27 protein-coding genes are annotated in these 25,690 nt (G+C 70.4%); 12 read left to right on the plus strand and 15 right to left on the minus strand.

Translation table 11 applies throughout. The features are described from left to right. Positions 1–49: 49 nt before the first annotated feature. Together OG707_RS13980 and OG707_RS13985 are read left to right on the plus strand one after the other, a co-directional pair. Positions 50–523 (plus strand): sigma factor-like helix-turn-helix DNA-binding protein, encoded by a 474-nt coding sequence (locus OG707_RS13980; protein ID WP_329118005.1) that lies wholly within the window; start codon positions 50–52, stop codon positions 521–523. After that, the gene (locus OG707_RS13985; RefSeq protein WP_329118007.1) at positions 520–771 is read left to right on the plus strand and encodes a hypothetical protein; all 252 of its coding nucleotides are present in this window, start codon (positions 520–522) and stop codon (positions 769–771) included. The genes OG707_RS13980 and OG707_RS13985 overlap by 4 nt, the downstream gene beginning before the upstream one ends. Here the strand turns inward: OG707_RS13985 and OG707_RS13990 are convergent. Next, a complete protein-coding gene (locus OG707_RS13990) occupies positions 768–1,925 on the minus strand; it encodes a cystathionine gamma-synthase (RefSeq protein WP_329118009.1) in 1,158 nt (385 codons plus the stop codon). The two genes, OG707_RS13985 and OG707_RS13990, sit on opposite strands and share 4 nt — an antisense overlap. A gap of 52 nt (positions 1,926–1,977) precedes the next feature. Between OG707_RS13990 and OG707_RS13995 the strand changes: the two genes are divergently transcribed. The 8 genes from OG707_RS13995 to OG707_RS14030 all read left to right on the plus strand — a co-directional run bounded on the left by OG707_RS13995 (position 1,978) and on the right by OG707_RS14030 (position 8,932). Next, positions 1,978–3,096: a hypothetical protein gene (locus OG707_RS13995; RefSeq protein WP_329118011.1), complete on the plus strand. Its 1,119-nt coding sequence runs from the start codon at positions 1,978–1,980 to the stop codon at positions 3,094–3,096. Between the two features lie 85 nt (positions 3,097–3,181). Next, entirely contained in the window at positions 3,182–4,255 is a 1,074-nt protein-coding gene (locus OG707_RS14000; protein ID WP_329118013.1) for a hypothetical protein, read from the plus strand. A gap of 77 nt (positions 4,256–4,332) precedes the next feature. Then, complete coding sequence (gene msrA / locus OG707_RS14005; protein ID WP_329118016.1) at positions 4,333–4,845, plus strand: peptide-methionine (S)-S-oxide reductase MsrA; 513 nt, start codon at positions 4,333–4,335, stop codon at positions 4,843–4,845. Between the two features lie 135 nt (positions 4,846–4,980). Then, positions 4,981–5,433 (plus strand): hypothetical protein, encoded by a 453-nt coding sequence (locus OG707_RS14010; protein WP_329118018.1) that lies wholly within the window; start codon positions 4,981–4,983, stop codon positions 5,431–5,433. Between the two features lie 66 nt (positions 5,434–5,499). Next, on the plus strand, positions 5,500–6,243 hold the full coding sequence (locus OG707_RS14015; protein WP_329118020.1) for an SDR family oxidoreductase: 744 nt from the start codon (positions 5,500–5,502) through the stop codon (positions 6,241–6,243). A 74-nt stretch (positions 6,244–6,317) separates the two neighbouring features. Continuing rightward, the gene (locus OG707_RS14020; RefSeq protein WP_329118022.1) at positions 6,318–6,893 is read left to right on the plus strand and encodes a maltokinase N-terminal cap-like domain-containing protein; all 576 of its coding nucleotides are present in this window, start codon (positions 6,318–6,320) and stop codon (positions 6,891–6,893) included. 14 nt (positions 6,894–6,907) lie between these two features. Beyond that, positions 6,908–7,564 carry an HAD family hydrolase gene (locus tag OG707_RS14025; protein WP_329118024.1) on the plus strand — a complete coding sequence of 219 codons (657 nt, stop codon included), beginning with the start codon at positions 6,908–6,910 and terminating at the stop codon, positions 7,562–7,564. Between the two features lie 93 nt (positions 7,565–7,657). Next, positions 7,658–8,932, plus strand: a complete 1,275-nt coding sequence (locus OG707_RS14030; RefSeq protein WP_329118026.1) for a L,D-transpeptidase — start codon at positions 7,658–7,660, stop codon at positions 8,930–8,932. A gap of 17 nt (positions 8,933–8,949) precedes the next feature. On the opposite strand, the gene OG707_RS14035 is transcribed toward OG707_RS14030, so the two are convergent. The 4 genes from OG707_RS14035 to OG707_RS14050 all read right to left on the minus strand — a co-directional run bounded on the left by OG707_RS14035 (position 8,950) and on the right by OG707_RS14050 (position 13,200). Continuing rightward, positions 8,950–9,498, minus strand: a complete 549-nt coding sequence (locus tag OG707_RS14035) for a hypothetical protein (RefSeq protein ID WP_329118028.1) — start codon at positions 9,496–9,498, stop codon at positions 8,950–8,952. A 491-nt stretch (positions 9,499–9,989) separates the two neighbouring features. Further along, positions 9,990–11,615 carry a hypothetical protein gene (locus tag OG707_RS14040; RefSeq protein WP_443071328.1) on the minus strand — a complete coding sequence of 542 codons (1,626 nt, stop codon included), beginning with the start codon at positions 11,613–11,615 and terminating at the stop codon, positions 9,990–9,992. Between the two features lie 91 nt (positions 11,616–11,706). Next, positions 11,707–12,057 carry a DUF1330 domain-containing protein gene (locus OG707_RS14045; RefSeq protein WP_329118030.1) on the minus strand — a complete coding sequence of 117 codons (351 nt, stop codon included), beginning with the start codon at positions 12,055–12,057 and terminating at the stop codon, positions 11,707–11,709. A gap of 96 nt (positions 12,058–12,153) precedes the next feature. Next, entirely contained in the window at positions 12,154–13,200 is a 1,047-nt protein-coding gene (locus tag OG707_RS14050; RefSeq protein ID WP_329118032.1) for an NAD(P)-dependent alcohol dehydrogenase, read from the minus strand. A gap of 148 nt (positions 13,201–13,348) precedes the next feature. Between OG707_RS14050 and OG707_RS14055 the strand changes: the two genes are divergently transcribed. After that, positions 13,349–14,212, plus strand: a complete 864-nt coding sequence (locus OG707_RS14055) for a helix-turn-helix domain-containing protein (protein WP_329118034.1) — start codon at positions 13,349–13,351, stop codon at positions 14,210–14,212. Position 14,213: 1 nt separating this feature from the next. On the opposite strand, the gene OG707_RS14060 is transcribed toward OG707_RS14055, so the two are convergent. The 5 genes from OG707_RS14060 to OG707_RS14080 all read right to left on the minus strand — a co-directional run bounded on the left by OG707_RS14060 (position 14,214) and on the right by OG707_RS14080 (position 19,437). Next, entirely contained in the window at positions 14,214–14,678 is a 465-nt protein-coding gene (locus tag OG707_RS14060) for a group II truncated hemoglobin (RefSeq protein WP_329118036.1), read from the minus strand. A 104-nt stretch (positions 14,679–14,782) separates the two neighbouring features. Continuing rightward, positions 14,783–15,742: a GNAT family N-acetyltransferase gene (locus OG707_RS14065; protein ID WP_329118038.1), complete on the minus strand. Its 960-nt coding sequence runs from the start codon at positions 15,740–15,742 to the stop codon at positions 14,783–14,785. 65 nt (positions 15,743–15,807) lie between these two features. Next, complete coding sequence (locus OG707_RS14070) at positions 15,808–16,503, minus strand: ABC transporter ATP-binding protein (protein ID WP_329118040.1); 696 nt, start codon at positions 16,501–16,503, stop codon at positions 15,808–15,810. Between the two features lie 54 nt (positions 16,504–16,557). Further along, the gene (locus tag OG707_RS14075; RefSeq protein WP_329118042.1) at positions 16,558–18,045 is read right to left on the minus strand and encodes an ABC transporter permease; all 1,488 of its coding nucleotides are present in this window, start codon (positions 18,043–18,045) and stop codon (positions 16,558–16,560) included. A 123-nt stretch (positions 18,046–18,168) separates the two neighbouring features. Continuing rightward, complete coding sequence (locus OG707_RS14080) at positions 18,169–19,437, minus strand: L,D-transpeptidase (protein ID WP_329118044.1); 1,269 nt, start codon at positions 19,435–19,437, stop codon at positions 18,169–18,171. 221 nt (positions 19,438–19,658) lie between these two features. Between OG707_RS14080 and OG707_RS14085 the strand changes: the two genes are divergently transcribed. Next, entirely contained in the window at positions 19,659–19,838 is a 180-nt protein-coding gene (locus OG707_RS14085; protein WP_329128239.1) for a hypothetical protein, read from the plus strand. Between the two features lie 3 nt (positions 19,839–19,841). Here OG707_RS14085 and hutH read toward each other — a convergent pair whose 3' ends face one another. From hutH to OG707_RS14110, 5 genes are all read right to left on the minus strand, one after another. Then, complete coding sequence (gene hutH / locus OG707_RS14090) at positions 19,842–21,380, minus strand: histidine ammonia-lyase (protein ID WP_329127781.1); 1,539 nt, start codon at positions 21,378–21,380, stop codon at positions 19,842–19,844. An 81-nt stretch (positions 21,381–21,461) separates the two neighbouring features. Beyond that, the gene (locus OG707_RS14095; RefSeq protein ID WP_329118046.1) at positions 21,462–22,607 is read right to left on the minus strand and encodes a GGDEF domain-containing protein; all 1,146 of its coding nucleotides are present in this window, start codon (positions 22,605–22,607) and stop codon (positions 21,462–21,464) included. 60 nt (positions 22,608–22,667) lie between these two features. Continuing rightward, on the minus strand, positions 22,668–23,459 hold the full coding sequence (locus OG707_RS14100) for an enoyl-CoA hydratase/isomerase family protein (protein WP_329118048.1): 792 nt from the start codon (positions 23,457–23,459) through the stop codon (positions 22,668–22,670). 12 nt (positions 23,460–23,471) lie between these two features. Next, positions 23,472–24,623 (minus strand): adenylate/guanylate cyclase domain-containing protein, encoded by a 1,152-nt coding sequence (locus tag OG707_RS14105; RefSeq protein WP_329118050.1) that lies wholly within the window; start codon positions 24,621–24,623, stop codon positions 23,472–23,474. A 131-nt stretch (positions 24,624–24,754) separates the two neighbouring features. After that, a complete protein-coding gene (locus OG707_RS14110) occupies positions 24,755–25,615 on the minus strand; it encodes a biotin--[acetyl-CoA-carboxylase] ligase (RefSeq protein ID WP_329118052.1) in 861 nt (286 codons plus the stop codon). Between the last annotated feature and the right edge of the window lie 75 nt (positions 25,616–25,690).

The following is a 25,690-nucleotide window of genomic DNA, read 5'->3' on the forward strand; positions in this document are numbered from 1 at the left end:
GGGCGGCCTGCCTGCCCTCATATGAGGTTGAGGGCAGGGAGGTCGTACTGTGCGCGAGCGTTCGGTGGCCCAACAGGTCCGCCACGCCCGGGAGTTCGAGGCATTCGTCGCGGGCGCGGCAGGCCGGCTGCTGCATGCGGCCACCCTGCTGACCGCGGAGCCCGTCGAGGACAACCCGCGGGCCCAACGACTGCTGCTGGCCGCCCTGTCGGGAACGTACGCCCGCTGGGACAGGCTGCGCGGCGAGGACCCCTACGACCGCACCCGCCAGGAACTGGCCTCGCGTTTCGCGCGGGGTGCGTGGCGCTATCACCGGATCAGGGGCGGGGTCCTCGACCGGCTGTCGCCGCAGGAGCGGCTGATTCTGGTGCTGCGGCTGTACGAAGGGGTGGCCGAGGAGCAGACGGCGGCGCTGATCGGGCTTCCGGTGGAGCGGGTCAGAGCGATCTGCACGCGCGCGATCGCCGAGATGCGCTCGCAGAAGCGTGCGGGGTCCGCGCTGCGGCAGGTGGCGATCCCATGAGCGCCCCCGACCGCAAGGAGACCGAGGTCCGGCTGATGCTGGAGACCCCGCATCCGGTGGTGCCCGCGGGCCTGGCGGTCCGCGCCACGGAGCGCGGGGCGCGGATGCAGCGCAGGCGGCGGGTCGCGCGGCGGGCGGCGTGGATGGTGCTCGTTGTGGTGGTGATCGGGTTCGTGGTGTGGGTGGCGGTGGCCCAGCCGTGGGCGGTGCCACCGTCTACGGTGACACCGCCTGTAGAAGGCTTCTAGCCCAGCGCCTGCTTGAGATCGGCGAGCAGGTCATCGCCGGACTCGATGCCCACCGACAGTCGTACGAGATCCGACGGCACCTCCAGCGCCGACCCCGCCACGCTCGCGTGCGTCATCCGGCCCGGGTGCTCGATCAGCGACTCCACGCCGCCCAGCGACTCGCCCAGCGTGAAGAGCTGTGCGCGGTTGCAGACCTCGACCGCCGCCTCCTCGCCGCCCGCGACCTGGAACGACACCATGCCGCCGAAGGCCCGCATCTGCTTGGCCGCGGTCTCGTGGCCGGGGTGGTCGGGCAGGCCCGGGTAGAGGACCTTGGTGACCTTGGGGTGGGCGGTGAGCATCTCCGCGACCCGGCCCGCGTTCTCGCTGTGGCGGTCCATCCGTACGGCCAGCGTCTTGATGCCGCGCAGCACGATCCACGAGTCGAAGGGGCCGGCGATCGCGCCCATCGCGTTCTGGTGGTACGCCAGTTCCTCGCCCAGCTCCTGGTCGGCGGTGATCAGCGCGCCGCCCACGACGTCAGAGTGGCCGCCCATGTACTTGGTCAGCGAGTGCACGACCACGTCCGCGCCCAGCGCGAGGGGCTGCTGCAGGTAGGGGCTCGCGAACGTGTTGTCGACGACCAGCTTCGCGCCGGCCGTGCGCGCCACCTCGGCGACCGCCGCGATGTCGGTGATGCCGAGCAGCGGGTTGGAGGGCGTCTCGACCCAGATGACCTTCGTACGGGGGGTGATCGCGGCCTGTACTGCTGCCGGGACAGAGGTGTCGGCGACCGACCACTCCACGCCCCAGCGCGAGACGACCTTGGCGAAGAGGCGGAAGGTGCCGCCGTACGCGTCGTTGGGGATGACGACATGGTCACCGGGGCTGAGCAGCGTACGCAGCAGGCAGTCCTCGGCGGCCAGTCCCGAGGCGAAGGCGAGACCGCGGCGGCCGCCTTCCAGGGCCGCGAGGTTCTCCTCCAGGGCGGTGCGGGTGGGGTTGGCGCTGCGGCTGTACTCGTAGCCGCCGCGCAGTCCGCCGACGCCGTCCTGCTTGTACGTGGAGACCTGGTAGATCGGCGGGACGACCGCGCCCGTGAGGGGGTCGGCGGTGTTCCCGGCGTGAATGGCGAGAGTCTCGAAACTCTGGTGCGCACTGTGCTGGTCGCTCATGGTGCCAGAGCGTAGTTGGTCGGATGTCAGTCATGTCTGGTTCCCTTGTGACATGGAGATTCTCTGGATCCTGCTCGCGCTCTGCATGCTGACGATGGCCGTCGGCCCGATCCTGCGGCGCAGGCGGGCGGCGCGCGGTGGCGGCGGCATCCAGCTGGTGTCGCCGGGGGATCCGGACGGGGCGGACCCGGCGAACTACGGCTTCGTACGGCAGGAGCTGCTCGACGTACGGCTGCCGGGCCCGGACAAGGACCTCCTCAACGTGTGGGAGGTCGTACAGCGCACCCAGGACTGGCGGGCCGCGTCACAGCTGCTCGCGGGGACGCCCAAGGAGGGCGAGGTGCGGCTGCAGCGCGTGCAGGCCTTCGCGGGCGCGGCGTCGCTGGAGCTGGCGCAGCAGCCCGGGGTCGGCGGGGCGTGGCTGCGGAAGTGGCGGGCGGAGTCGCCGAAGGACGCGGGCGCTGCGCAGGTGCACGCGGAGTTCCTGGTGCAGCAGGCGTGGCGGTCGTCGGCGGCGCACGCGGACGACTTCCGGATCATCCTGGAGGAGGCGCGGACGGTCTGCGGCGAGGCTGCGCTGCTCGCTCCGGGCGACCCCGTTCCGTACATCACGGAACTGGCGGTGGCGCGCGGACTCGCGTACCCCCAGGCCGAGTTCGAGCAGCTCTGGGCGAAGGTGATCGACCGCGCACCGGATCACATGGGGGCGCATCTGGCGGCCCTGCACTACTGGTGCGAGAAGTGGCACGGCTCGCGCGAACTGGCGGACGAGTTCGCGCACGCGGCGGCGGCGCGGGCGCCCAGGGGTTCGATGCTGGCGGCGCTTCCGCTGTTCGCGGTGTACGAGCACCTGCCCGACATCGTCCTGGTCCAGGACTTCTACGGCAGCGCGGTGGTGCGCCGTGCGATGGAGGGCGCGCTGCACGCGGTGCACACGGCCCGCCCGGACGACCCGATGCTCGCGCACGTACGGCACCTCCTGATCCTCTTCCTGGTGCGCGGCGAGCGGTGGGCGGAGGCGATGGACCAACTCATGCACGTGGACGGCCATGTGGGCGCGCTGCCGTGGACGATGAACGCGGACCCGGCGGCGGAGTACGCGGTGTACCGGGCGCTGGCGGTGGCGGGGTACGAGGCGAACGGCGGGAGCCCGGCAACATTGCCCCACTGACCTGCGACAGGGGATACTCCACTCCGCTCAGGCGCCGTGCCACTGGCACACCCTCACCTGACCCGGACGATCGGATCCCCCTCTCATGGCACGGCTCATACCCCTGATCATTCTCGCGCTGGTCGTCTACTCCTGGCTGAAGAACAAGAAGCGGCTGGACCCGGAGAAGTTCGGCGTGAAGTCCTCCGCCCCCGCCCAGTCCGCCCGCTCGCGGGAGCTCGGTTTCCTCCCCGCGGACCAGCTGGACACCGAGCGCGCCGCCCCCGCCGACCCCGCCCTGGCCGCCGCGCTGACCGCGGCCCGCGCCGGCGACTGGCAGCCCGCGGCCGCGCTGCTCGTCGCGACCGGAGCCGACTGGGAGCGGCGCGCGGCCTTCGTGAGCTCGCTCGGGAGCGCCGGTGCGAAGGACGACGCCTGGCTGGTCGCCTGGGAGAGCGCCCGCCCCGACGACCCGGACGCGGCGGTCGTACGGGCCGACACCACGGTGTCGGTGGCAGGCGCACTGCGCGGCAGCGCCACGGCGAAGAAGACCACCCAGGAGCAGTTCGACGGCTTCCACCGGATGATGCGCCAGGCCCGGTCGGAGATCGCCCGCGCCGCCGAACTGAACCCGACGGACCCGACCCCCGCGATCAGCGAGATCTGGGTGGCGCTGGCCCTCGGCTACCCGCACGAGGAGATGCGCAGGCTCTGGGCGCAGATCACGGCGCGGGCCCCGTACCACTACTCGGCGCACTACAGCGCCCTGCAGTACTGGTGCCAGAAGTGGCGCGGCTCGGTCGAACTGGGCACGGACTTCGCGGCCCACGCCGCCGCGACGGCCCCGCAGGGCAGCCTGCTCACGGCGCTCCCCCTGATCTGCTGGTACGAACACGAGTCCTTCGGCCACACCTCGCGCGGCTACGGCTCCCCCGAGGTGGCGGCCCTGGTGGACGCCCTCGCGGCGGACGTGGCGGCGGCTTCCGAGGACCACCCGCGGCTGCGCGAGGTGCGGCTGCTGCTGGCCTGGTACCTGGTGAAGCTGGAGCGCCACGAGGCGGCGCTGGAGCAGTTCCTGCTGGTGGACGGGTACGTGGGCGGCTTCCCGTGGTCGTACTACGGGGACACGGCGAAGACGTACGTGAAGGCGCGCGAGCGGACGGTCAGGGCGACGGCCTGAGGGGGCGGCGGAATCGTCGGGGCCCTTCGTACGTTGAGAGGGACGGCACCGAGCCGACGATTTTTGGAGGAGCCGCAATGGCTGCGCAGACACAGAGGGCCGTACTCGCGGGCGGATGCTTCTGGGGCATGGAAGACCTGATCCGCCGGCTCCCCGGAGTGACGGGAACGCGGGTCGGCTACACGGGCGGCGACGTCCCGAACGCGACGTACCGCAACCACGGCACGCACGCGGAGGCCATCGAGATCCTCTTCGACCCGACGGGGACGGACTACCGCGCGCTCCTTGAGTTCTTCTTCCAGATCCACGACCCGAGCACGAAGAACCGCCAGGGCAACGACATCGGCCTGAGCTACCGCTCGGCGATCTACTACGCGGACGACGAGCAGAAGCGGATCGCGGAGGACACGATCGCGGACGTGGACGCGTCCGGGCTCTGGCCGGGGAAGGTCGTCACGGAGGTGGAGCCGGTGGGCCCGTTCTGGGAGGCGGAACCGGAGCACCAGGACTACCTGGAGCGCTACCCGGAGGGGTACACCTGCCACTTCGCGCGGCCGGGGTGGCGGCTGCCGGCGCGCGCGGAGGGCTGAGCACGGTCCGCGCCGTCACGGCGCGGCGGGCATGACCAGCGTCTGCCCGAAGCGGACGGCGCCCTCGCGACGGGAGTTGCGGTCGGACCGGACTGCGGCCTGTTCAAGGCCCACCGGGCCGGGCACAGTTACGCCATGGCCGAGGAAACCAACGCGCCCGTGCATGTGTGGCGCGTGGACGGGCCGGGCCCGCTCGTGGCCTACATCGCCATCGGCGCCACCGCGCTCAAGGCGCTGGTGGAAACCCTGCGCCTGGCGCATCACCCCACCGTGGGAAGCCTCGAGTCGGCCGGCCTGTACGCGGGTCTCGCCCTCGGCGCGTACGTCTTCATGTGGTGTTGTGTGCTGCGCGTACGCCTGGAGTTGAGAGCCGACCTCATCGTGATGGTCAATCCCTGGGGGACCCAGTGCCTGCCGTGGGACCGCGTCGCGGACGTGCGTCTGGGGAACTGGGGTGCCGAGTTCATCACGCCCGACGGCTTCAAGTTCACCGCCTGCGCCCTCAGCGACATGGCCGGGTCCAGACCCCAGGACGCCCGCTTCGAGGAACTGCGCGCCGCAGTGGAGCAGCTCACACCGAGGGCTTGACCAGCATCCTCTCCGCACGGGTAACGTCGCCGGGCAAGGTCGTTCAGGAGCGGGAGGGGCGGGGCCATGGCGGCACTCGAAGGCAAGACCGCGGTTGTGACCGGGGGTTCGCGCGGCATCGGGCGGGCCATCGTGCTGCGGCTCGCGCGCGACGGGGCCGCGGTCGTCTTCAACTATGCGCGGAGCAAGGACGCGGCGGACGAGGTCGTACGGAAAGCGGAGGCGGCCGGCGGGACCGTCATCGCGCTCCAGCTCGACCTGGCCGAACCCGGCGCCGCCGAAGCCCTCATGGAGGCCGCCGACCAGCAGCTCGGCGGGCTCGACATCCTCGTCAACAACGCGGCCGCCGCCATCGAGATCGCTCCCCTCGCCGACACCGAGGAGGCGGACTTCGACCGTACGATGACGGTGAACGCCAAGTCCGTTTTCCTGACCATGCGTTACGCGGCCCGGCACCTCCGCGACGGCGGCCGCATCGTGAACATCTCCACCCTCAACACGGTCCGCCCCGCCCCCGGCGCCGCCTCGTACATGGCGAGCAAGGGCGCCGTGGAGCAGCTCACCCTGGCCGCCTCGCGCGAGCTGGGCGCACGCGGCATCACCGCCAACACGGTCTCCCCCGGCGCCACGGACACCGACCTCCTCCGCAACGCCAACCCTCCGGAGGCGCTGGAACGGGTCGCCGGCATGACGCCGCTGGGCCGCCTGGGCACCCCGGAGGACGTGGCGGACGTCGTCGCCTTCCTGGCGGGCTCGGACGGCCGCTGGATGACGGGCCAGAACCTGCGCGCCACCGGGGGCATCCTCTAGGGCCCGGGGCCAGAACCGAATGGCAGGATGAGCGCCGGTCACACGTGCTCAGGACTCGGGAAAGGCGCCATCGCATGGCCTCCATCCACCACACCACCCTCACCCCCACCAAGCTCGAACTCCTCGCCGAGTGGCTGCCCGTGCAGTCCTGGTATCTCGGGGACGAGTCCGCGACCCAACTCTCCAAGGTCGGCGGGTTCCGGCTCGACGATCCCGAAGGGGAAGTCGGCATCGAGTTCATGGCCGTGCGGGATGTCTCCGGGGGTCAAGTCGTCACCTATCACGTCCCGTTCACCTATCGCGCCGCTCCCCTCGACGGTGCCGACGACGCCCTCATCGGGATCACCGAGCACGGGGTCCTCGGCAAGCGCTGGGTGTACGACGGGACTCAAGACCCCGTTCTCGTACAGGAGTTGACCGCCCTTCTCGCCGGGAAGGCCGTCCCTCAGGCCCAGAGCATCAGCGACACCCCCGACCCCTCCGTCGTCACCCACCTCGAAGACGGCGCCCTCGACGGGCTGAGCATCCGCGTGCAGCGCGTCCTGCTCGCCGGGGACGGTCATGACGCCCCCGGACACGTCACCGCCGGATGGACGCTGCCCGACGGGAGCACCGTGCGGGGGCCGTACGTCCTCGTGCTGCCTGCCTGAGGCACACTTCAGCGGTGATCACACCCATTGAGCTCGTCATATTCGACTGCGACGGCGTCCTCGTCGACAGCGAGCGCATCGCCGTACGCGTCCAGGTCGCCATCGGCGCCGAACTCGGCTGGCCGCTGACCGAGGCCGACGTCATGGAGCTCTTCGTCGGGCGGTCCGCCGCCTCCAACGGGGAGCAGGTCGCCGCGCGACTCGGCGCCGAGGCCGCCGTCGCCTGGCAGGCGCGCTTCGAGGAGCTGCACCGCGAGGCCGTCGACCGTGAGCTCGTCGCGGTCGACGGCATCCACGAGGCCCTCGACCGCATCGGGCTCCTCGGGCTCCCCGTCTGCGTCGCGTCCAGCGGCAGCCACGACAAGATGCGGCACACCCTGGGGCGCACCGGCCTGTACGAGCGCTTCGCGGGGCGCATCTTCAGCGCCACCGAGGTCGACCGCGGCAAGCCCGAGCCCGATCTCTTCCTCCACGCCGCCCGGCAGCTGGGCGTGGACCCCGCCGCCTGCGCCGTCGTCGAGGACAGCAAGTACGGCGTACGCGCCGCCCGCGCCGCCGGTATGCGCTCCTTCGGGTACGCGGGCGGGCTCACCCCCGCCGCCTGGCTCGAAGGTCCTGACACCGTCGTCTTCGAGGACATGCGGAAGCTGCCCCAGCTGCTCGCCGGCTGAGAAGGTGTCGGATTCCGGTCCGTCCGGCAGACTGCTGTGGAGGGAATTTCGCCACATACGGGGCACAGCGCCCCGCGCTGGGAGGCCTGAGCCTTGATATCCACGCAGTCCGCCGGAGGCCGGCGCCGCGGTCGCTGGACCGCCCTGGTGGCGGCGCCCGTCGCGGCCGTGGTGGCGCTGGCGGGGTGTTCCAGCGGGTCCGGCGGGGGAAGCGGAAACCACAGCTCCAGTACGCCCTCCAGCGCACCCGCCGCCACCCTCACCCTCACCCCGAAGAACAACGCCACCGACGTCTCCATCACCTCCGGCACCGTCAAGGCCTCCGTGGACGACGGAACCCTCACCTCCGTCACCCTCGCCGACCCCCTCACCGGCGTCTCCGTACCCGGCGTCACCGACGCCTCGAAGACCTCCTGGAAGTCCTCGCGCGCCCTGGAGCGCGGCACCAAGTACACGCTCACCGCGAAGGCCAAGGACTCCAACGGGAAGACCGCGACCCGCACCTCGAACTTCACCACCGTCTCGAAGGCGGATTCGGCGATCGCGTACTACACCCCGGAGAACAACAGCAAGGTCGGCGTCGGCATGGAGGTCTCCTTCAAGCTCGACAAACCCGTCACCGACAAGAAGGCCGTCGAGTCCGCCGTCACGATCACTTCGAGCAGCGGGCAGACGGCCGTCGGGCACTGGTTCGGCTCGCAGCGGCTCGACTTCCGGCCCAAGGAGTACTGGACCGCCGGTTCCACCGTGACGGTCGACTTCGACCTCGACGGCGTCGAGGTCTCCCAGGGTGTGTTCGGGGTGCAGAACAAGTCCTTCACCTTCACCGTCGGCCGCAAGCAGATCTCCACCGTCGACGCGGCAACGCATCAGATGACCGTCGTCAGGGACGGCGCGACGCTCAAGACGATCCCGGTGTCGGCCGGCTCCCCGGAGCACCCGACGTGGAACGGCATCATGGCCATCGAGGAGCAGTTCGAGCAGACCAAGATGGATTCCACGACGGTCGGGCTCGGCGACGAGTACAACATCCCCGATGTCCCGCACGCCCAGCGGCTGACCGACTCCGGGACCTTCATCCACGGCAACTACTGGTCGAACCCGTCCATCTTCGGCTCGGAGAACACCAGTCACGGCTGCATCGGCCTGCAGGACGTGCAGGGCGGCGGAGACGCGTCGATGCCCGGGTCCTGGTTCTACAGCAACTCGCTGCTCGGCGACCTCGTCGTCGTCAAGAACTCCGACGGCGGCGGTGACGTCTCCGCGGACAACGGCCTCAACGGCTGGAACCTCTCCTGGGCGAAGTGGACCGCGGGCAGTGCGCTCCCGCAGTCCGACGTGCAGTCGGGGACGGGGACCAGGACGTAACTCCGGCCCCCGCGCCGTCAGTTGTTGCCGCAGCCCGTCGAGACACGGACCTTGTTCGACCAGGTGTTGGTCGCGAGGTCCAGGACCATCATCGTCGCGTTCAGCCGGTAGCCGTACGCGGTGCAGTCCAGCAGGCCCGTCGTGACGTCGAAGCCGCCGCCGGGGCGCCCGGAGACGTAGTGCGCGGTGGTCGTCCCGGTCCAGCTCGGGACGCCGGGGAAACCGCCGTCCTTGAAGACGGCGAGCCGCACCTGGCTGTAGCTGAAGCTTTGGCCGTGCGCGGTGATGCCGTAGATGCCGTACTTGCTCGGACTACGGGTCGCCCAGGCGTAGGGGTTGAGGCCGAAAGCCTTGCCCTCCACGGCCGGCTTCGAGGTCGACGGCGCGGTCTTCGCCGCCGCCTTGGCCGGCGCGGAGGCCGACTTCGCCGGGTGGCCCGCGCAGGAGGTGGTCGTGGCGACGGCCGCCGCGGCGAAGAGTGTGGCCATTCCGAGGGCGACGGTGCGTCGTCGGCGGGTGGCGCGGGTCGTGGTGTCTGTGCTGGTGGGTGCGGTCTGCGTGTTCATGGTGGTCTCCCCCGAGATGGTCGGCCGCATCCCCCGTGGGTCGGCCTTCGCGGTGAGGGACGGGGGCCGGGATCGGGGCGGTTGCGGACTCTCGGGGAGGGGTGCGGCGCCCTGGCGAGGCGTTCTGTATGTGGCGAAACCGGGACACGAGCAGGGGCGTATCCGTGCCTCAATATCCGGCACATGACGGTTTTTGACGGTACGTCACTTGCAAGCCCTCGGAGCTGCGGGCGCCGCCGGCCCGCCCCGGAAGTCCGCCCTCCGGCGCCGATCCCCCCGCCCCGGAAGGCGTACCTCCGCCCACCGCAGGCCCGGGTTCACAGGCGTAGCCGGGGCAGGTCCACGCCCAGACACCCGTACGGCTGAATGCGGCGGCCCGTATCGGCCCCCTGCCGTACCCCCGCGCCGCCCGCGCGCCCTGCGCGAGCGTGCACGGGTCGACGGTGATGGCGTACGCGCACGGCAGGAGGAGGTTAAGGACCCCGCAACGGTCAGCACCGTGCGCCCCAGTGGGGTCGATACGACGAATCGATGCGGTATTCACCGGCCGCGGGGACGTTCAGCAGCGTCCATTCCCCCGTCCTCTCCAGGCATCCTCCGTCGGCACGGAGCCACGGGGAATATGCGATGCGCACCGTCACAGGCCCTCGTCCACGGGCGCGCACCACCAGATCGGCACCGTCGCTGCTGACCACGGATGCCCCGGCGCCCGCCACCAGGGGCGTGGCGTCCTTGACTTGATAGATGCGCCAGCCGGAGTCCTGCCATACGAGCTTCAGCCAGCTCGGCTGCGCCCTCACCAGTGCGGCCTCGTCCTCGGCGGCCCAGTCCGGGGTCCCCTCCGGCAGTACGACATAGCCGACAGCCCAACGGTCCAGCCAGGAACGGTACGTGGCGGCGGAGAAGGTGCCGTCGTAGAAGAGCCCGCCCCGCTCCGCATCGAGCTGGCGATTCCAGCCCCGGGCCAGATCGACATGCGGGCCCAGCGCGCTCGTCTCCCTGTGGTTGACGGCCGGCACCACTTCGACACGCGTGCGGTCGGCACCGAGACGGTCGAGAGCGGCCACCACGCCTTTCGTCTCGCTCGCCCACGACGGTACGGGAGTTGACATGCGGAGCACATGGACAGTGTGCTGTGCGACCCACTGCACGGAGAGCGCCAGGGCCAGGGCGAACGCGATCCTGCGGACCAGCTGCACTCCGTGCGCCAGGAGCGCTGCCAGCAGAACCGGCGGTCCGAACAGCTCGGCAAGGCGAATCACGTTCGAGCCGACCGGGGACGGGACAAGGGCCGTCAGCACCACCCCCACCGCATAGACCCCCGCGCCGTAACGCACCACCCGCCAGTCCCTCGGTGCCAGCACGGCGAGCAGCACACTGAAGAGAACCGGCTTCCAGACATCGCTCGCCGCCATCGGCATCTCGCCGCTGAAGGGGAACAACAGGGTCGTCAGCCCGACCACGGCCACCGGCGGGGCAGCGAGTGCGGCGGCTCTGCGGACATCGCGGTCCAACAGCAGGCCCGCGGCTACGACCAGCAGGAACAGCCCGGCGACCGGGCTGGCCATGGTGGCCAGCGCGCTGAACAGCGCGGCCACCACGAGTCGGTGCGGGCTCCCCATCAGCGCCAGGCACGAGACCAGGGCGAGCGCCACGCCCAGAGCGAAGGTGGAGCGCCCGGACGCCACGTTGCACCACAGAGTGAGCGTGGCGAGCAGGGCGGGCCACAGAGGCCGGCGGACACCGCTCCGCACGAACAGGCTCGCGGCCAGCCAGGAACCCGCGATCCCTGACAGCACCGTGACCGTGCGCACACCGCACAGTGCCATCAACTGCGGTGCGATGAGGCTGTAGTTGCCGACGTAGGAGCCGCCGTACCAGGAGAGGTTGTACGGAGAGCCGGGGTGGCGCGATACGAAGTCGGCCCAGGCGACCTGCGCCGCGAGGTCCCCGCCGCCCGTGGCGAGGAAGATCGCCCACAGCAGATACAGAGGTACGGCGAGGGCTGCGGCCAGCAGCGGCACACGGTGGCGATGCAGGAAGGCAGGTGTCCGCGCGAGATCGCCGTTGTTCGTACGCTGCGAGGGCAGTCGGCTCGTCTCGGTGGAGAGCGGCACAAGCGGTTCCGATCAGTCGTCGAGCAGAAACAGGTCCGCCGGGAGGCCAACCCTAACTACTCAACGAAATGCCACGACTTGAGCGCTCCGCCTACTGAGCCTGCGCCTCGCGGATCCGCGCCGCCGTCTTGCGGGGGTCGTAGTCCGGCGCGACGCCCTCCACCAGGATGATGTCCCCGTCGATGTGCTTCGTCCGGAGCGGGATCAGCTCCTGGTAGGCCGGGGAGTCGTACCAGGCGCGCGCCTCCTCGATCCCCGGGAAGCCGATGATCACCGGCGCGGTCGGCCACTGGCCCTCGCGCACCTCGGGGGTCGCGAAGTGGAGGAGGAAGCGGCCGCCGAAGGGGTCGAGGGTCGACTGGATGCGCTCGATGTAGACGATGACGTCCTCGTGGACGAGAGCCTCGGTGGGGCGCAGGTTGCCTATCGCGTAAGCAGTCATGAGAACGGGTCCTCCCCGGTCGGAATCGGTAGTACCGATCCTCCCGGGGAGGGCGTCATGCGTCGATTACCGCAGAGGTAATGCGGGTGATGCCGATCAGATCGTCGCCGTGTCGATCACGAAGCGGTAGCGCACGTCGCTCTTGATGACGCGCTCGTACGCCTCGTTGATCTGGTCCGCGTTGATCAGCTCGATCTCCGAGCCGAGCCCGTGCTGGGCGCAGAAGTCCAGCATCTCCTGGGTCTCACCGATGGAGCCGATCATGGAACCGGCGAGGGTCTTGCGGCCGCCGATCAGCGAGAACAGGTTGAGCGAGATCGGCTCCTCGGGGGCGCCCACGTTCACCAGCGCGCCGTCCGTCTTGACGAGGGAGAGGTACGCGGAGAAGTCCAGCGGCGCCGAGACCGTCGAGATGATCAGGTCGAAGGTGCCCGCGAGCTCCTCGAAGGTCTTCGGGTCGCTGGTGGCGTAGAAGTGGTCGGCGCCGAGCTTCTTGCCGTCCTCCTGCTTGCGCAGCGACTGCGAGAGCACGGTCACCTCGGCGCCGAGCGCGTGCGCGATCTTGACGCCCATGTGGCCGAGGCCGCCGAGACCGACGATGGCGACCTTCTTGCCCGGGCCCGCGTTCCAGTGGGCGAGCGGGGAGTAGAGGGTGATGCCGGCGCAGAGCAGCGGGGCGGCCTCGTCGAGGTTGATGCCGTCCGGGATGCGGAGGGTGTAGTTCTCGTCGACGACGATGTGGGTGGAGTAGCCGCCGTAGGTGGGCTCGCCGTCCTTGCCGACACCGTTGTACGTGGAGACTCCGGCGCCCGAGCAGTACTGCTCCAGGCCCTGCTTGCAGTACTCGCACTCACGGCACGAGTCCACGAAACAGCCGACGCCCACGCGGTCGCCGACCTTGAACTTGGTCACTCCGTCACCGACCTCGGCGACGACGCCGGCGATCTCGTGGCCCGGGACCATCGGGAAGATGCCCTCGCCCCAGCCGTTGCGGGCCTGGTGGATGTCGGAGTGGCAGATGCCCGCGAACTTGATGTCGATCAGTACGTCGTGCTCGCCGACCGGGCGGCGCGGCACGGTGGTGCGCTCCAGCGGGGCGTTGGCCGAGGGGGCGGCGTAAGCAGCGACGGTGGTGATGCTCATGCGGAACGATCTCCTCAGGAGGGGGGTGTCTCAGTACAGCCTGCCTGAGTGCGAAGGGTTTACCCAGGTCACTGCTGTGCCTACGCCTGGCGAACGTACTACTGGCAGGGACAGGATCGTGGACGTACGACCACGGATACTGGATGTCATGGACCAGCGCGCCGAACTCAGCGAATTCCTCCGCTCCCGCCGTGCCCGCCTCAAGCCCGAGGACGTCGGGCTGCCGGAGCACGGCCGGGCGCGGCGCGTGCCGGGGCTGCGGCGCGAGGAGCTGGCGCAGCTGGCCGGGGTGTCGGTGGCGTACTACACGCGCCTGGAGCAGGGCAACGGACGCAATGTGTCGACCGAGGTCCTGGACGCGATCGCGCGCGCCCTGCGGCTGACGGACGCCGAGCAGGCGCATCTCACTCACCTCGCCAAGCCGAAGACGAAGAAGAAGCGGCAGCCCGCGTGGCGGACGCAGAAGGTGCGGGCGGACGTCCAGCACCTGATGGACGCGATGGAGGGCGTACCGGCGTATCTGCTCGGTCAGCGCCTGGACATCCTCGGCATGAACCGGCTCGGGCAGGCGCTCTTCGGCGACCTCGCGTCGGTCCCGCCCGCCGAGCGGAACGTGGCGCGCCAGGTCTTCCTCAATCCGACGCAGCGCGAGCTGTACATGGACTGGGAGTGCAAGGCGACGGAGGTGGTGAGCGTGCTGCGGCTGTACGCGGGGTGCTCGCCGGACGATCCGCAGCTCTCCGCCCTGGTGGGTGAACTCTCCGTCAAGAGCGACGAGTTCAGGACGCTGTGGGCGGCGCACACGGTGACGGAGAAGGGGCACGGGGTGAAGCGGCTGCACCATCCGGTGGTGGGCGAGCTGACCCTCTCGTACGAGACCCTGAAGTTCCCCGACGACCACGACCTGTCGCTGGTCACCTTCCACGCGGAGCCGGGTTCGGCGTCGGCGGAGTCGCTGCGGCTGCTCGCGAGCTGGGGCGTGGACGCGGCCGCCGCGCCCCAGCACCGCTGAGTCAGCCCTGGTACGGAGGTGCCACACCCCAGCCCCAGTGCGGGACGGGGGCGCGGGGCGGCGGGGTGGCGCCGGGCTGGGAGTTGGTCAGGGCGATGCGCGTGCCCCACTCGATGTACGCGGCGAACGCGGACCGGAACTCGGGGTCGTCGGGCAGCCCCACCTCGTCGGCGGCGTCCATGAGCAGGGATGCCCAGCGGCGGCGCTGCGGTTCGGTGATGGCCTTGCCGAGGTGGTGGGCGAGCATGGCGGGGTAACCGCCGTGCTCGGAGGTGTACGTGGCCGGGCCCCCGAAGACCTCGCCGAGCCAGAGGGCGACATGGGCGGGGTGGGCGGAGGACATCTCGGCGAAGACCGGGGCGAGGAGCTCGTCCTTGCGGACGTGCACGTAGAAGGCCTCGGTGAGCCGCGACAGCGCGTCTGCTCCGCCGGCCCAGTCGTAGAGGGTGGGGATGTCGTCGGTCATGGGTGTGGTCAACTCCCTTACCAGGGACGGGTAATGGGCCCAACGTATGCGGATCCGGCCGGAGCGGGGCCGGGCTTCGCTCTCAGCGTCACGGCGGGCTCCGCCTAGAGCTTGGCCTGGTACACCGCCAGTCCCCGCTCCCGCACGTACCCCAGCCCCTCGTTCACCACCAGCATCGGGCCGTTCTCGTCCGCCACCGTCGTCCCGATCGCCCGCACCCCCGGCTCCGCCCGCCGCACCTCCTCCAGCATCCGCAGCTTCACCGCCCGGCCCAGCCCCTTGCCCCGGTGCGCCGGCACCACCACCGTGTCGTACTGGAGCGCCCGCGCATCCGCCGGGTCCCGCAGCACCACCTCCGTGTACGCCGCCATCGCGCCCTCCGCGTCCAGCGCCGCCACCGTCAGCATCCGGCCGCCCCGGTCGAGCACGATCTGCACCGCGGCCCGCACCTGGTCCGCCGTCCACGTCGGCGCCTGCTCCTCGACGTCGCCCGTCGGCGCGTCCTCCATCGCCTCGTGCGCCACTGCCGAGCTCTCCGCGTACGCGTCCGGTACGACGCCCGACCACGCCACCAGCCGGTAGCCGTCCGGGAGTTGAGGTGCGGGGGACGGAGCCGTCACGTCCTGTACGTACCACGCCAGCGGCAGCACCATCTCGAAGCCCTGTGCCCGCGCGAAGACCTCCCCGGGACCGTCCACCTCGACCATGACCGAGACCGCACTGCGCCCTGACGCGACCAGTTCCGCCCGTACGTCCTGCCAGAGCGCCGCGCCCACACCCCGGCGCCGCGCCTCGGGCCGTACCGTCAACACGTCCAGGAACGCGGTGTGTTCATTGCCCTCGGCCTCCGAGAGCAGCACGGAGGCCACCCCGTCGAACTCCCCCGCCACCCGGTGCGTGGACCGCCCGTGCACCGAAGCGGTCCGCAGCCGCCCCGCCGTCTCGACGGGGCCCTGGGCGGGCACCCCCGGGGGCAGGTCGTGGGACTGGGCGGCAGTGACGGTGCGGTGCCAGGCGGCGACGTCGGCGTCGGAGGGCGGGGTGGGAAGTGTGGTGATCTGCATACCGGCGAGCGTATGCCCGGCCCCCGCCGAGGGGCCGGGCATTTCCGTACGACGCCCCAACTCCCCTACGCGGCAGCCGCGCTCTTCGGGTTCTCCGTGACGGTGACCCTGCCCTTGCGGATCGTGGCCAGCCGCGGCGCCCGCTTCGCGAGGGTCGTGTCGTGCGTGACCATGATGAACGTCAGGCCGTGGTCCTTCCACAGCCCTTCCAGTACGTCCATGATCTCGTCGCGCATACCCTCGTCGAGGTTGCCGGTGGGCTCGTCGGCCAGGAGCACCTTCGGCTTCTTGACCAACGCGCGGGCGATCGCGACGCGCTGCTGCTGACCGCCGGACATCTCGCCGGGGAGGTGCCCGAAGCGCTCACCGAGCCCCACCGACTCCAGCGCCTCGGCGGCCCGGGCGCGCCGCTCCTTGGCCTTGAGACCGAGCGGCACGAGGGCCGTCTCGACGTTCTCCTGGGCGGTGAGCGTCGGGATGAGGTTGAAGGACTGGAAGACGAAGCCGATGTTCTCGCTCCGTACCTTCGTCAGCTTGGCCTCGCTGAGCCTGGCCAGGTCGACGCCGTCCAGGACGACGCTGCCGGCCGTCGGCCGGTCGAGCCCGCCGAGCATCTGCAGCAGGGTGGACTTGCCGCCGCCGGTGGGGCCCTGGATGACGAGCCGGCCGCCGTCCTCGATGGTCAGGTCGACGCCGGCGAGCGCGTCGACGGTCTTCTTGCCTTTGGCGTAGCGCTTGATGACGCCGCTGAGTTCATACATGGGATCGCTCTCAACTCCTGCTGTACGTAAGGAAGATCGGGGCGGGGGCCGGGACTACTCGACGCGGCGCAGCGCGTCCGCGGGACGCAGCCGCGATGCGCGCCAGCCGCCGAAGCCGCCCGCGACGAGTCCGCCGCCGACAGCGAGAGCGACCGCGATGCCGATGGTGGAGACCGAGACGGGCGCGGTCAGTGCGATGTCGACGGCCTTGGAGGCGGCCTGACGGCCGGGACCGCCGAAGCCGCCGCCCCCGCCGAAGCCACCGCCGCCACCGCCCGCGCCGCCGCCCGTGGAGCCGAGCGAGGCGGAGAGGGTCGGGCTGATCGCGGTCACGGTGTACGCGCCGGCCAGGCCGACCGCGATGCCGAGGATCCCGCCGAGAAGGCCGTTGACCAGGGCCTCGCCCATGACCTGACGGGTGACGCGCCCACTCTTCCAGCCGAGCGCCTTGAGCGTGCCGAACTCGCGCACACGGCGGCTGACGGCGGAGGAGGTGAGCAGTCCGGCCACCAGGAACGCGGCGACGAGGACGGCGATGGAGAGCCACTTGCCTACGTTGGTCGCCAGGTTGGAGGCGGTCGACAGCGAGCCGGAGACGGACTTCGCCAGGTCGGCGGAGGTGGTGACCGTGGTGCCCGAGACGTTCTTCTGGATGGCCGACTTCACGCCGGAGATCTGCTTCGAGTCGGTGGCCTGGACGTAGACCGTGGTGACCTTGTCCTTCGAGGAGGAGAGGGTCTGCGCCTGGGTCAGCGGGATGTAGAGGTTGGCCGCCGCGTCACCGCTGTCGGGGGTCGCGACACCGACGATCTTGAACTTGACCGCGTGGATGGTGACGGTCGAACCGACCTTGAGCTTCTTCTCCTTGGCGTACGAGGCGTCGACCACGGCGACCTTGGCGTTGGTCTCCGAGGACGTGAACGTACGCCCGGACGTGATCTTCGACGAGGTCATCGGGCCGAGGCCCAGGTGAGCGACGTCGGTGCCGTAGACGGTGTAGGAGTTGACGTCGAAGTTGGCCCCGCCGCCGCGGACCTCGCCCTGCGGCTGCTGGTTGCCTCCGCCGCCGTTGCGGCCGCCCTGGCCGCCGCCGGTGCCCGTGCCGGGGGTCTGCTTGAACTCGCCGCGGGTGAACTGCCCGTCGACCTTCATCACGGTCAGCGAGAGCCCGCCGACGGCGCCGGAGACGCCGCTCTGGCTGCCGACCTTGGTGACGGTGGAGGCGGCGAGGGTCTGGAAGCCCTGGACCATGACGCGGTCGGTGGACTGCGTCTTGGCGTCGCCGCTGCCCTGGGCGTCGAAGTTGAACTTCGGGCGGGTGGTGGCGCCCGTGGTGCCCGGCGCGGCGGCGGCCTTGGTGACGGTCATGTCCGTACCGAGTCCGTACAGCGACTGCAGGACCTTGTCCTGCGCCTTGCCCATGCCCGAGGAGACCGAGGAGACCACGATGACCAGGGCGATGCCGAGGGCGAGCCCCGACGCGATGACCAGTGCCGCTTTTCTGCGGCGGCGCAGTTCGCGCCGGAGGTAGGTGAAGAACATGGCGCGAAATTAAGGCGCTGTGGTGATGGTGGGATAAGGCCAGTGTGAGAGTCGCATGAGAACGCAGACGGCGGCCGTTCCCGGAGGGACGGCCGCCGTGCTACAGCGCGTTGATCAGGTCGGTCAGACGGCCGAACCGGCCTTCCACGACGACCAGTTCAGGTTCCAGCCGTTGAGGCCGTTGTCGGGCTGGATGGTCTTGTCGTTGGAGTTCTTGACGATCACGACATCACCGATGAGCGAGTGGTTGTAGAACCACGCGGCCGACGTGTTCGGGTCGCCCGCACCCTTGGTGTCGGACAGGCCGACACAGCCGTGGCTGGTGTTGGTCGAGCCGAAGATCGACTTGGCGCCCCAGTAGTTGCCGTGGATGAAGGTGCCCGAGTTGGACAGCCGCATGGCGTGCGGGACGTCCTTGATGTCGTACTCGCCCTTGCCGTCGGAGTCCGTGAAGCCGACCGTCGCACCGTTCATACGGGTCTGCTTGTACTTCTCGGAGATCACCATCTGGCCGTTGTACGTGGTGTGCTCCGGCGAGCCCGCCGAGATCGGGATCGTCTTGATGACGTTCCCGTCCTGCGTGACCTTCATGGTGTGCGCCTTGGCGTCGACCACGGAGACCTGGTTGCGGCCGATCTTGAAGGTGACGGTCTTGTCCTGAACGCCGGTGACACCGTTGGCGCCCTCGACGCCGTCCAGGGCCAGCTTCAGGGTGATCGTCGACCCTTCCTTCCAGTACTGGTCGGGGCGGAAGTCGAGCCGTGTACCGGAGAACCAGTGCCCGACGACTTCCTGACCGGCGCTCGACGTCACCGTGATGCCGGACTGGACGGCCTTCTTGTCGGTGATCGTCTTGTTGAAGTTGATCGAGACCGGCATGCCCACGCCGACGGTCGAACCGTCCTCGGGGGTGAAGTTCCCTATGAAGCTGTTGGCCGGCGAGACGGTCGTGAACGACGAGTTCTCGTGGGCCTGGCGGCCCTTCGAGTCCTCGGCGGTCGCGTCGATCTTGTACGTGGTCGACCGGTCGAGCTGGGCGTCCGGCTTCCAGCTGAGCCCGTCGGCGGAGATCGTGCCCTTGACGGCGGCACCGGCCGCGGTGGTCATCGCCACCTGCGTCAGCTTGCCCTCGCTGACGGTGACCTTGGCGTCACTGTTGATACCGGCGTTCTGCGTACCGGCCTTGGGCGCGATGGTGATCTTGGCGGCTGAGGTGTCCTCGGCAGCGGCCTTGTCCGCCTGCGCCTGCGACGACGACTTCGACCCGGTCGAGTCGCTCCCCTTGTCGCTGCTGCCACTGCACGCCGACAGCACCACAACGCCGCCGAGCACCGCAGACGCGGCTATCAGAGCCCTGCGCCGCTTGCTGTCCCTCTTCACACGCATCTCCATCGTTGGCGAATCCCCTGCCTTACCCCGTATTAACACCCATACCGATGATTCGGTTCCGCATATGCGTCGCCTGTGAACAACGCCACGCCGGGTACCCCATCCTCCTCTCCCGAATCATCTCGCGAACACGGGGGTGGCCAGGGCTTTCCTCAGGTGGCCCGGGGTCACTAACATCACCGCACAGGGGGCCAATTCGTGTATGCCACAAGGGAGATCGATTCGTGCACGCGTCCGCTTCCGTACGCCGCCCGCTGCTGACCGCCACCGCCGCGGGCACTCTGCTCGCCGCCCTGTGGTTCGTGCCGTCGGCGAATGCGACGCAGGAACAGCAGCAGCGGGTCGCGACGGTGGACCACCAGGTCGCACAGCCGCAGCCCGCTGCGAACACGTCTGCCAAGTAGCGCCTAGGCGAGCGCTCCGGTCACGGTCTCGACGGCCGTGACCACGCCGCCACCCCGTACGAACTCGTCCGCCGCGGCAAGGTCCGGCGCGAGGAACCGGTCGGGGCCGGGGCCTTCGACCCCCGCCTTCCGTACGGCGTCGATGACGGCCTGCGAGGCAGGCGCCGGGGCGAGCCCCGCACGGAACTCGATCGCACGCGTCGACGCGTACAACTCGACGGCGACGATCCGGGCGAGGTTCGCGACGGAGGTCCGCAGCTTCCGCGCGGCCGACCACCCCATGGAGACGTGGTCCTCCTGCATGGCGGAGGACGGAATCGAATCGACGGAAGCGGGCACCGCGAGCCGCTTCATCTCGCTCACGAGCGCGGCCTGCGTGTACTGGGCGATCATCAGCCCGGAGTCGACACCGGCGTCGTCGGCGAGGAAGGCCGGCAGCCCGTGCGAACGGTTCTTGTCGAGGAGCCGGTCGGTGCGACGCTCGGCGATGGACCCGAGGTCGGCGGCGGCGATGGCGAGGAAGTCCAGCACGTACGCAACGGGCGCACCATGGAAGTTCCCGTTGGACTCCACGCGCCCATCAGCCAGCACCACAGGATTGTCGACGGCAGAGGCGAGCTCCCGCTCGGCCACGACGCGCGCATAGGCAAGGGTGTCGCGCCCGGCCCCCGCGACCTGCGGCGCGCACCGCACCGAGTAGGCGTCCTGGACGCGCGGCGCGTCGTCCTGGTGGTGACCGGTGAGCTGGGACCCCTCGAGGACCTTGAGCATGTTGGCGGCGGCGGCACCCTGCCCCGGGTGGGGCCGAATGGCATGAAGCTCAGGAGCAAGCACCTTCTCAGTCCCCAGCAGAGCCTCAAGGCTCAACGCGGCGGTGACATCGGCGCTCTTGTAGAGCATCTCCAGGTCGTCGAGCGCCATGACGAGCATGCCGAGCATGCCGTCGGTCCCGTTGAGGAGGGCGAGCCCCTCCTTCTCGCGCAGCTCGACGGGAGCGATCCCGGCAGCGGCGAGCAGCTCCCCGGCGGGCTTCACCACACCATCGGCACCCTCGGCGTCACCCTCGCCCATCAGCGTCAGCGCACAGTGGGACAGCGGCGCAAGATCCCCGGAACACCCCAGCGACCCGAACTCATGAACAACAGGCGTGATGCCCGCGTTCAGAACATCGGCCATGGTCTGCGCGACCTCGGGCCGCACCCCGGTGTGCCCGGAGCAGACGGTCTTGAGCCGCAGGAACATCAGCGCGCGTACGACTTCGCGCTCCACCCGCGGCCCCATGCCGGCGGCGTGCGACCGCACGATGTTGCGCTGCAACTGCGCACGCAGCTCGGGGCTGATGTGCCGGGAGGCGAGCGCCCCGAACCCGGTCGAGACGCCGTAGACGGGCTCGGGCTTGGCGGCGAGCGCGTCGACGATCTCACGGGCGGCGGCAAGGGCGGCGACGGCTTCCCCGGAGAGCTCGATCCGAGCGTTCCCACGGGCGACGGCGATGACGTCGGCGGCGGTGGTCCCGGACGTCCCCAACACAACGGTGTGCATATCCATATTCAGGAGCGTACGGACTGAAACCCAAGATGTCACCACCGGACGCGGGGTTGGCCCCTTACCCGCCTCCCCCGCCTACCCGGGCCCCGGCTGCGGGCGCGTGCCCCGGAAGCGGCGGCGGTCCGTGCGTGACGGAGGGGCGTCCGCGAGGCGGATGACCGCGCCGTCTCTGCCCGCCACCACCGGCTTCGGGGAGCGGGTTGCCTTTGCGCTGTACTGGGCCGCGTCCGCCAGGCGGAACAGGCGGCGGGCCGAGCGCAGGGGGCCGATGGGGTCGCCTGTTGATGCGACGCCGCAGGCCACTCCCTCGCCCAGGTCCAACTCGGCCGCCCTGATGCAGAGTTCGGTCGAGGCGTGGATCACCTCGTCCGCCGTGGGGCCCACCGACAGGAGGCAGAACTCGTCTCCTCCCAGGCGGGCCGCCAGCGCCCCCGGCAGCATCGCGCCGCAGAGCGAGAGGACCGAGCCGAAGCGTTCGAGGAGGCGGTCGCCCGTTGCGTGGCCCAGGGTGTCGTTGACCTTCTTCAGGCCGTTCAGGTCGCAGACCACCAGGCTCACCGTCGCGCCCGTCGTGCGGTGCTTCTCGATCGCCTCGTCCAGGCGTATGTCCACTGCTCGGCGGTTCGCCAAGCCCGTCAAGGGATCCGTGAAGGCCAGTTTGCGGACCTCTTCGAGGCGTTCCGTCTGGGCGATTCCTGCCGCTACCACCGACGCGAGCACCGTCGCGAAGTCCGCGTCCGCCGGGTCGAAGATCGGCGCTCCCGCCGGGCGGGCCACGTACAGCTCGCCCCAGGCACGGCCGCGGAGGACGATCGGCGCCACCACGCAGCAGCCCCTCCCCCGGCGCCGCAGCGCCGCCACGCGCTGGTGGCAGTAGCCGGCCGTCGGTTCGGACGGGCCCGCCGCCGTTTCCACCCAGGCGTTGGGCTGGCCGCCGCCCGCCCACTTCTCGTGCAGGAACTCGGTGATCTCCGGGAACTGGTGGACGGGGTACGTCTCGTCCTCGGGGAACTCGGCCTCCCCGTCCGCCAACTCCCCTACGTTGACCAGGACTTTGAGGCGGCCGAGTTCACGCTCCCAGACCGAGAGAGCCGAAAAGCTCCCCTGCAGCGCACTGCCCGCCCCCACCGCCGCCGCCCGCCACGTCTCGCGCGGACTCTGCGCGGCCGCCATGGCCTGCGCCAGCGCCACCACGGCCCGTAGCCTGTCGTCGTCACCCATTGACCCAGTTTAGGAGGGTTTTTGGTTGTTTGGACAGTTATTGACTACGGACCGTAGTCGTTACTCCCCTGGCCAGTTCGGCTTCCGCTTCTCGTTGAACGCCGCGACCCCCTCCGCACGGTCACCCGAGAAAGCGACCGACCGCCACGCAGCGTCCTCGACCTCCAAGCCCGCCCGCAGATCGAGCCCCTGCCCCAGCCGCATCGCCCGCTTCGCCGCCCGCAGCCCCACCGGCGAGTTCGCCGCGATACGGGCCGCGAGCTCCAGCGCCTCGGGCCGGGCGTCCGACGCGAGTACGTCGATGAGACCCAGCTCCCGCGCCTCCTCCGCCTCCACCCGCCGTGCCGTGAAGACCAGTTCGGCCGCCCGCGCCGCCCCGACCCTGCGCGGCAGCAGCTGCGTACCGCCGCCGCCCGGGATCACGCCGACCGAGACCTCGGGGAGGCCCACCACCGCCGTCGCGTCCCCGACGATCACGTCGCAGGCCAGCGCAAGTTCGAAGCCGCCGCCGAGGGCGAAGCCGTGGACGGCCGCGATCGTCGGCATCGGCAGCTCCAGGACGCCCGTGTAGGCGGCGCGGGCCGTGGGGCGTTGGCGTACCAGGTCCGCGTCCGAGAAGGAGTTGCGCTCCTTGAGGTCCGCGCCGACGCAGAACGCCCGGTCGTGCGTGGAGGTGACGACGGTGACGCGGGCGTCGGGGTCGGCGGAGAGGGCCGTGCAGGCGGCCGCGATCGAGCGCGCCATCTCCGTGGAGACGGCGTTCATCGCCTTGGGGCGGTCCAGGACCAGCTCGGCCACGTACCCGTGCCGCCGTACTGCTACAAATTCTCCGAAGCGCTGCTCATCAGTCATCCGCGCACGATGTCAGGACGTGCGGCGCGTGAGCAACCATGGTTCGACGACACCCAGACCACGCACCGGCCGCTGCCACATCGGCTGCAGCGCGAAGCGGTACGAAGGCGGCTCGTCGCCCGTCTTCTCCGCGCGCTCGGCCTCCGCCGCCGCCTCCGCCTCGGAGACCGGCGCGTCTCCCGTACGGCTCAGCTCCTCCGCGAGCGCGCCGTCCACCAGCACCGTGTCCTTCGGCGCTATCGACGTGAGGCGGCTCGCCAGGTTCACCGTCGTACCGAAGACGTCGCCCATGCGCGTCGTGACCGTGCCGAAGGCGATGCCGACCCGGAGCGCGGGCATCGTCTCGTCGTTCGACATCGTCTCGATCAGGCGCATCGCGATCTCGGCTGCCGTCCCGGCATCGTCCGCCGCGTACAGCACCTCGTCGCCGAGGGTCTTGATGAGGCGGCCGCCGTGCGCCGCGACCAGGTCCGCGCAGGTCGTCTCGAAGGACTCGACGAGCTCGCCGAGCTCCTCCTCCTCCAGGCGGCGGGTCAGCCGCGTGAAGCCGACGAGGTCCGCGAAGCCGACGGCCAGACGGCGGTCGACCATCTCCTCGTCGTCGGCCGCCTGGACGACACGGCCCGTCGCGGCCGCCAGCTGGCGGCGCCACACGTACCGCAGGAACTCCTCCAGCTCGGGCAGGAGCAGCTCGACCAGGGGGTACGTGACCTCGGTGCGCGTCATTCCGGGCTCGGGGGGCTCGGTGAGGCCTTCGAGGAAAGAGTCGATCTGCCACTCCGCCAGGCGGGCGGTCGTCTGGCCGGTGGAGCGCGCCACCTGGACGGCCATCGGCTCGCTGAGGAGACCTGCTTCCACGAGACCGGCCAGTCGGCGCAGGGCCAGCACGTCCGCCTCGGTCAGGGCCTTCGCCTGGCCGATGTCGGCGAAGCCCATCGCCCGCCAGAAGCGGGAGGCGAGCTCCATGGAGACACCGGCCGTGCGGGCGGCCTGAAAGGGGGTGTAGCGGCGTTCCGCTCCGAGGATCAGCTGTTCGAGCCGGATCGCAAGGGGGTCGTCGGTCGGTTCGGCCGTGTGATCGACCTCGTGATGGGGGGTGGGGTACGGCGAGGACGCCGGAGTGCCGCTGCTGCTGGACTCAGACGAGGTGTCGTCGACGGTCACCTGCCGCCTCCTGCCCATTCCCTGCGTACTGCCCTGCCACTGCCCTGCCGATCTCCGTTGATCTCCGTGGATCGCCTCAACCATACGGCAGGTGTGCCGTAGCTCACGTGTCGATGTGGAGGGAAGGGGGTTCAGACGGGCCGCAAGTGGACAATGTCGCCCGCTCCGACCGGATGCTGGACACCTTCGCCGGTCGCCAGGACGAGCCGTCCGTCGCCGTCGACGGCCACCGCCTCGCCCGTGAGGGAGGTGTCGCCGGGGAGCTCGGCCCGTACCGTACGGCCAAGAGTCGAGCAGCCCGCGGCGTACGCGTCGTGGAGCCCGGACGCCGCCGGGTCGCCGCCCGCCGCGCGCCAGTCCCCGTACCACTGCTCCAGCGAGCGGAGCACGGCCCGCAGCAGGGGGTCGCGGTCGGTGGAGACGGCGCCCGCGAGGGCGAGGGAGCCGGCCGTGGGGACGGGGAGCTCGTCCTTGGCGAGGGTGACGTTCAGGCCGATGCCGATCACGACGCCGTCCTCGCCCGCGCGCTCGGCGAGGATGCCGCCCGCCTTGCGCTCCTCGCCGTCGACCGTGACGAGGAGGTCGTTCGGCCACTTCAGCGCCGTGTCGACGCCGGCCGAGCGGGAGAGGCCCGTCGCCACGGCGACTCCGGTGAGCAGGGGGAGCCAGCCCCAGCGCTCGATCGGGATGGCGTGCGCGCCCGGCCTGAGGAGTACGGAGAAGAAGAGGCCCGAGCGGGCGGGCGCCGACCAGCGGCGGTCGAGGCGGCCGCGGGCGGCGGACTGCTCCTCGGCGACCAGGACCGCGCCCTCCTCCGCACCGGCGATCGCGCGGGCGGAGAGGTCGGTGTTGGTCGAGCCCGTGGACTCCACGACGTCGAAGGAGGTCCAGAGCGCGCCGGGGCGCACCAGGGCGCGGCGCAGAGCGGTGGTGTTGAGGGGCGGACGGTCGAGGTTGGACCAACGGTTGCCAGCAGGATTAAACGCAGTCATGCAAGCCACAGTAGGTGTGGCAAACGACGCAGTGCCGTCCCGTACCTGCGCCGTTACGCTACGCGTGAGTAGCCA

This window comes from Streptomyces sp. NBC_01465, assembly GCF_036227325.1.
GTDB lineage: Bacteria > Actinomycetota > Actinomycetes > Streptomycetales > Streptomycetaceae > Streptomyces.

Excerpts from the sequence above, each read along its gene's own strand:
- OG707_RS13985 (WP_329118007.1), top strand. The coding sequence starts at position 520 with ATGAGCGCCCCCGACCGCAAGGAGACCGAGGTCCGGCTGATGCTGGAG.
- OG707_RS13990 (WP_329118009.1), bottom strand. The coding sequence starts at position 1,925 with ATGAGCGACCAGCACAGTGCGCACCAGAGTTTCGAGACTCTCGCCATT.
- OG707_RS13995 (WP_329118011.1), top strand. The coding sequence starts at position 1,978 with ATGGAGATTCTCTGGATCCTGCTCGCGCTCTGCATGCTGACGATGGCC.
- OG707_RS14000 (WP_329118013.1), top strand. The coding sequence starts at position 3,182 with ATGGCACGGCTCATACCCCTGATCATTCTCGCGCTGGTCGTCTACTCC.
- msrA (WP_329118016.1), top strand. The coding sequence starts at position 4,333 with ATGGCTGCGCAGACACAGAGGGCCGTACTCGCGGGCGGATGCTTCTGG.
- OG707_RS14010 (WP_329118018.1), top strand. The coding sequence starts at position 4,981 with ATGGCCGAGGAAACCAACGCGCCCGTGCATGTGTGGCGCGTGGACGGG.
- OG707_RS14015 (WP_329118020.1), top strand. The coding sequence starts at position 5,500 with ATGGCGGCACTCGAAGGCAAGACCGCGGTTGTGACCGGGGGTTCGCGC.
- OG707_RS14020 (WP_329118022.1), top strand. The coding sequence starts at position 6,318 with ATGGCCTCCATCCACCACACCACCCTCACCCCCACCAAGCTCGAACTC.
- OG707_RS14035 (WP_329118028.1), bottom strand. The coding sequence starts at position 9,498 with ATGAACACGCAGACCGCACCCACCAGCACAGACACCACGACCCGCGCC.
- OG707_RS14045 (WP_329118030.1), bottom strand. The coding sequence starts at position 12,057 with ATGACTGCTTACGCGATAGGCAACCTGCGCCCCACCGAGGCTCTCGTC.
- OG707_RS14050 (WP_329118032.1), bottom strand. The coding sequence starts at position 13,200 with ATGAGCATCACCACCGTCGCTGCTTACGCCGCCCCCTCGGCCAACGCC.
- OG707_RS14055 (WP_329118034.1), top strand. The coding sequence starts at position 13,349 with ATGGACCAGCGCGCCGAACTCAGCGAATTCCTCCGCTCCCGCCGTGCC.
- OG707_RS14060 (WP_329118036.1), bottom strand. The coding sequence starts at position 14,678 with ATGACCGACGACATCCCCACCCTCTACGACTGGGCCGGCGGAGCAGAC.
- OG707_RS14065 (WP_329118038.1), bottom strand. The coding sequence starts at position 15,742 with ATGCAGATCACCACACTTCCCACCCCGCCCTCCGACGCCGACGTCGCC.
- OG707_RS14070 (WP_329118040.1), bottom strand. The coding sequence starts at position 16,503 with ATGTATGAACTCAGCGGCGTCATCAAGCGCTACGCCAAAGGCAAGAAG.
- OG707_RS14075 (WP_329118042.1), bottom strand. The coding sequence starts at position 18,045 with ATGTTCTTCACCTACCTCCGGCGCGAACTGCGCCGCCGCAGAAAAGCG.
- OG707_RS14080 (WP_329118044.1), bottom strand. The coding sequence starts at position 19,437 with ATGGAGATGCGTGTGAAGAGGGACAGCAAGCGGCGCAGGGCTCTGATA.
- hutH (WP_329127781.1), bottom strand. The coding sequence starts at position 21,380 with ATGCACACCGTTGTGTTGGGGACGTCCGGGACCACCGCCGCCGACGTC.
- OG707_RS14095 (WP_329118046.1), bottom strand. The coding sequence starts at position 22,607 with ATGGGTGACGACGACAGGCTACGGGCCGTGGTGGCGCTGGCGCAGGCC.
- OG707_RS14100 (WP_329118048.1), bottom strand. The coding sequence starts at position 23,459 with ATGACTGATGAGCAGCGCTTCGGAGAATTTGTAGCAGTACGGCGGCAC.
- OG707_RS14110 (WP_329118052.1), bottom strand. The coding sequence starts at position 25,615 with ATGACTGCGTTTAATCCTGCTGGCAACCGTTGGTCCAACCTCGACCGT.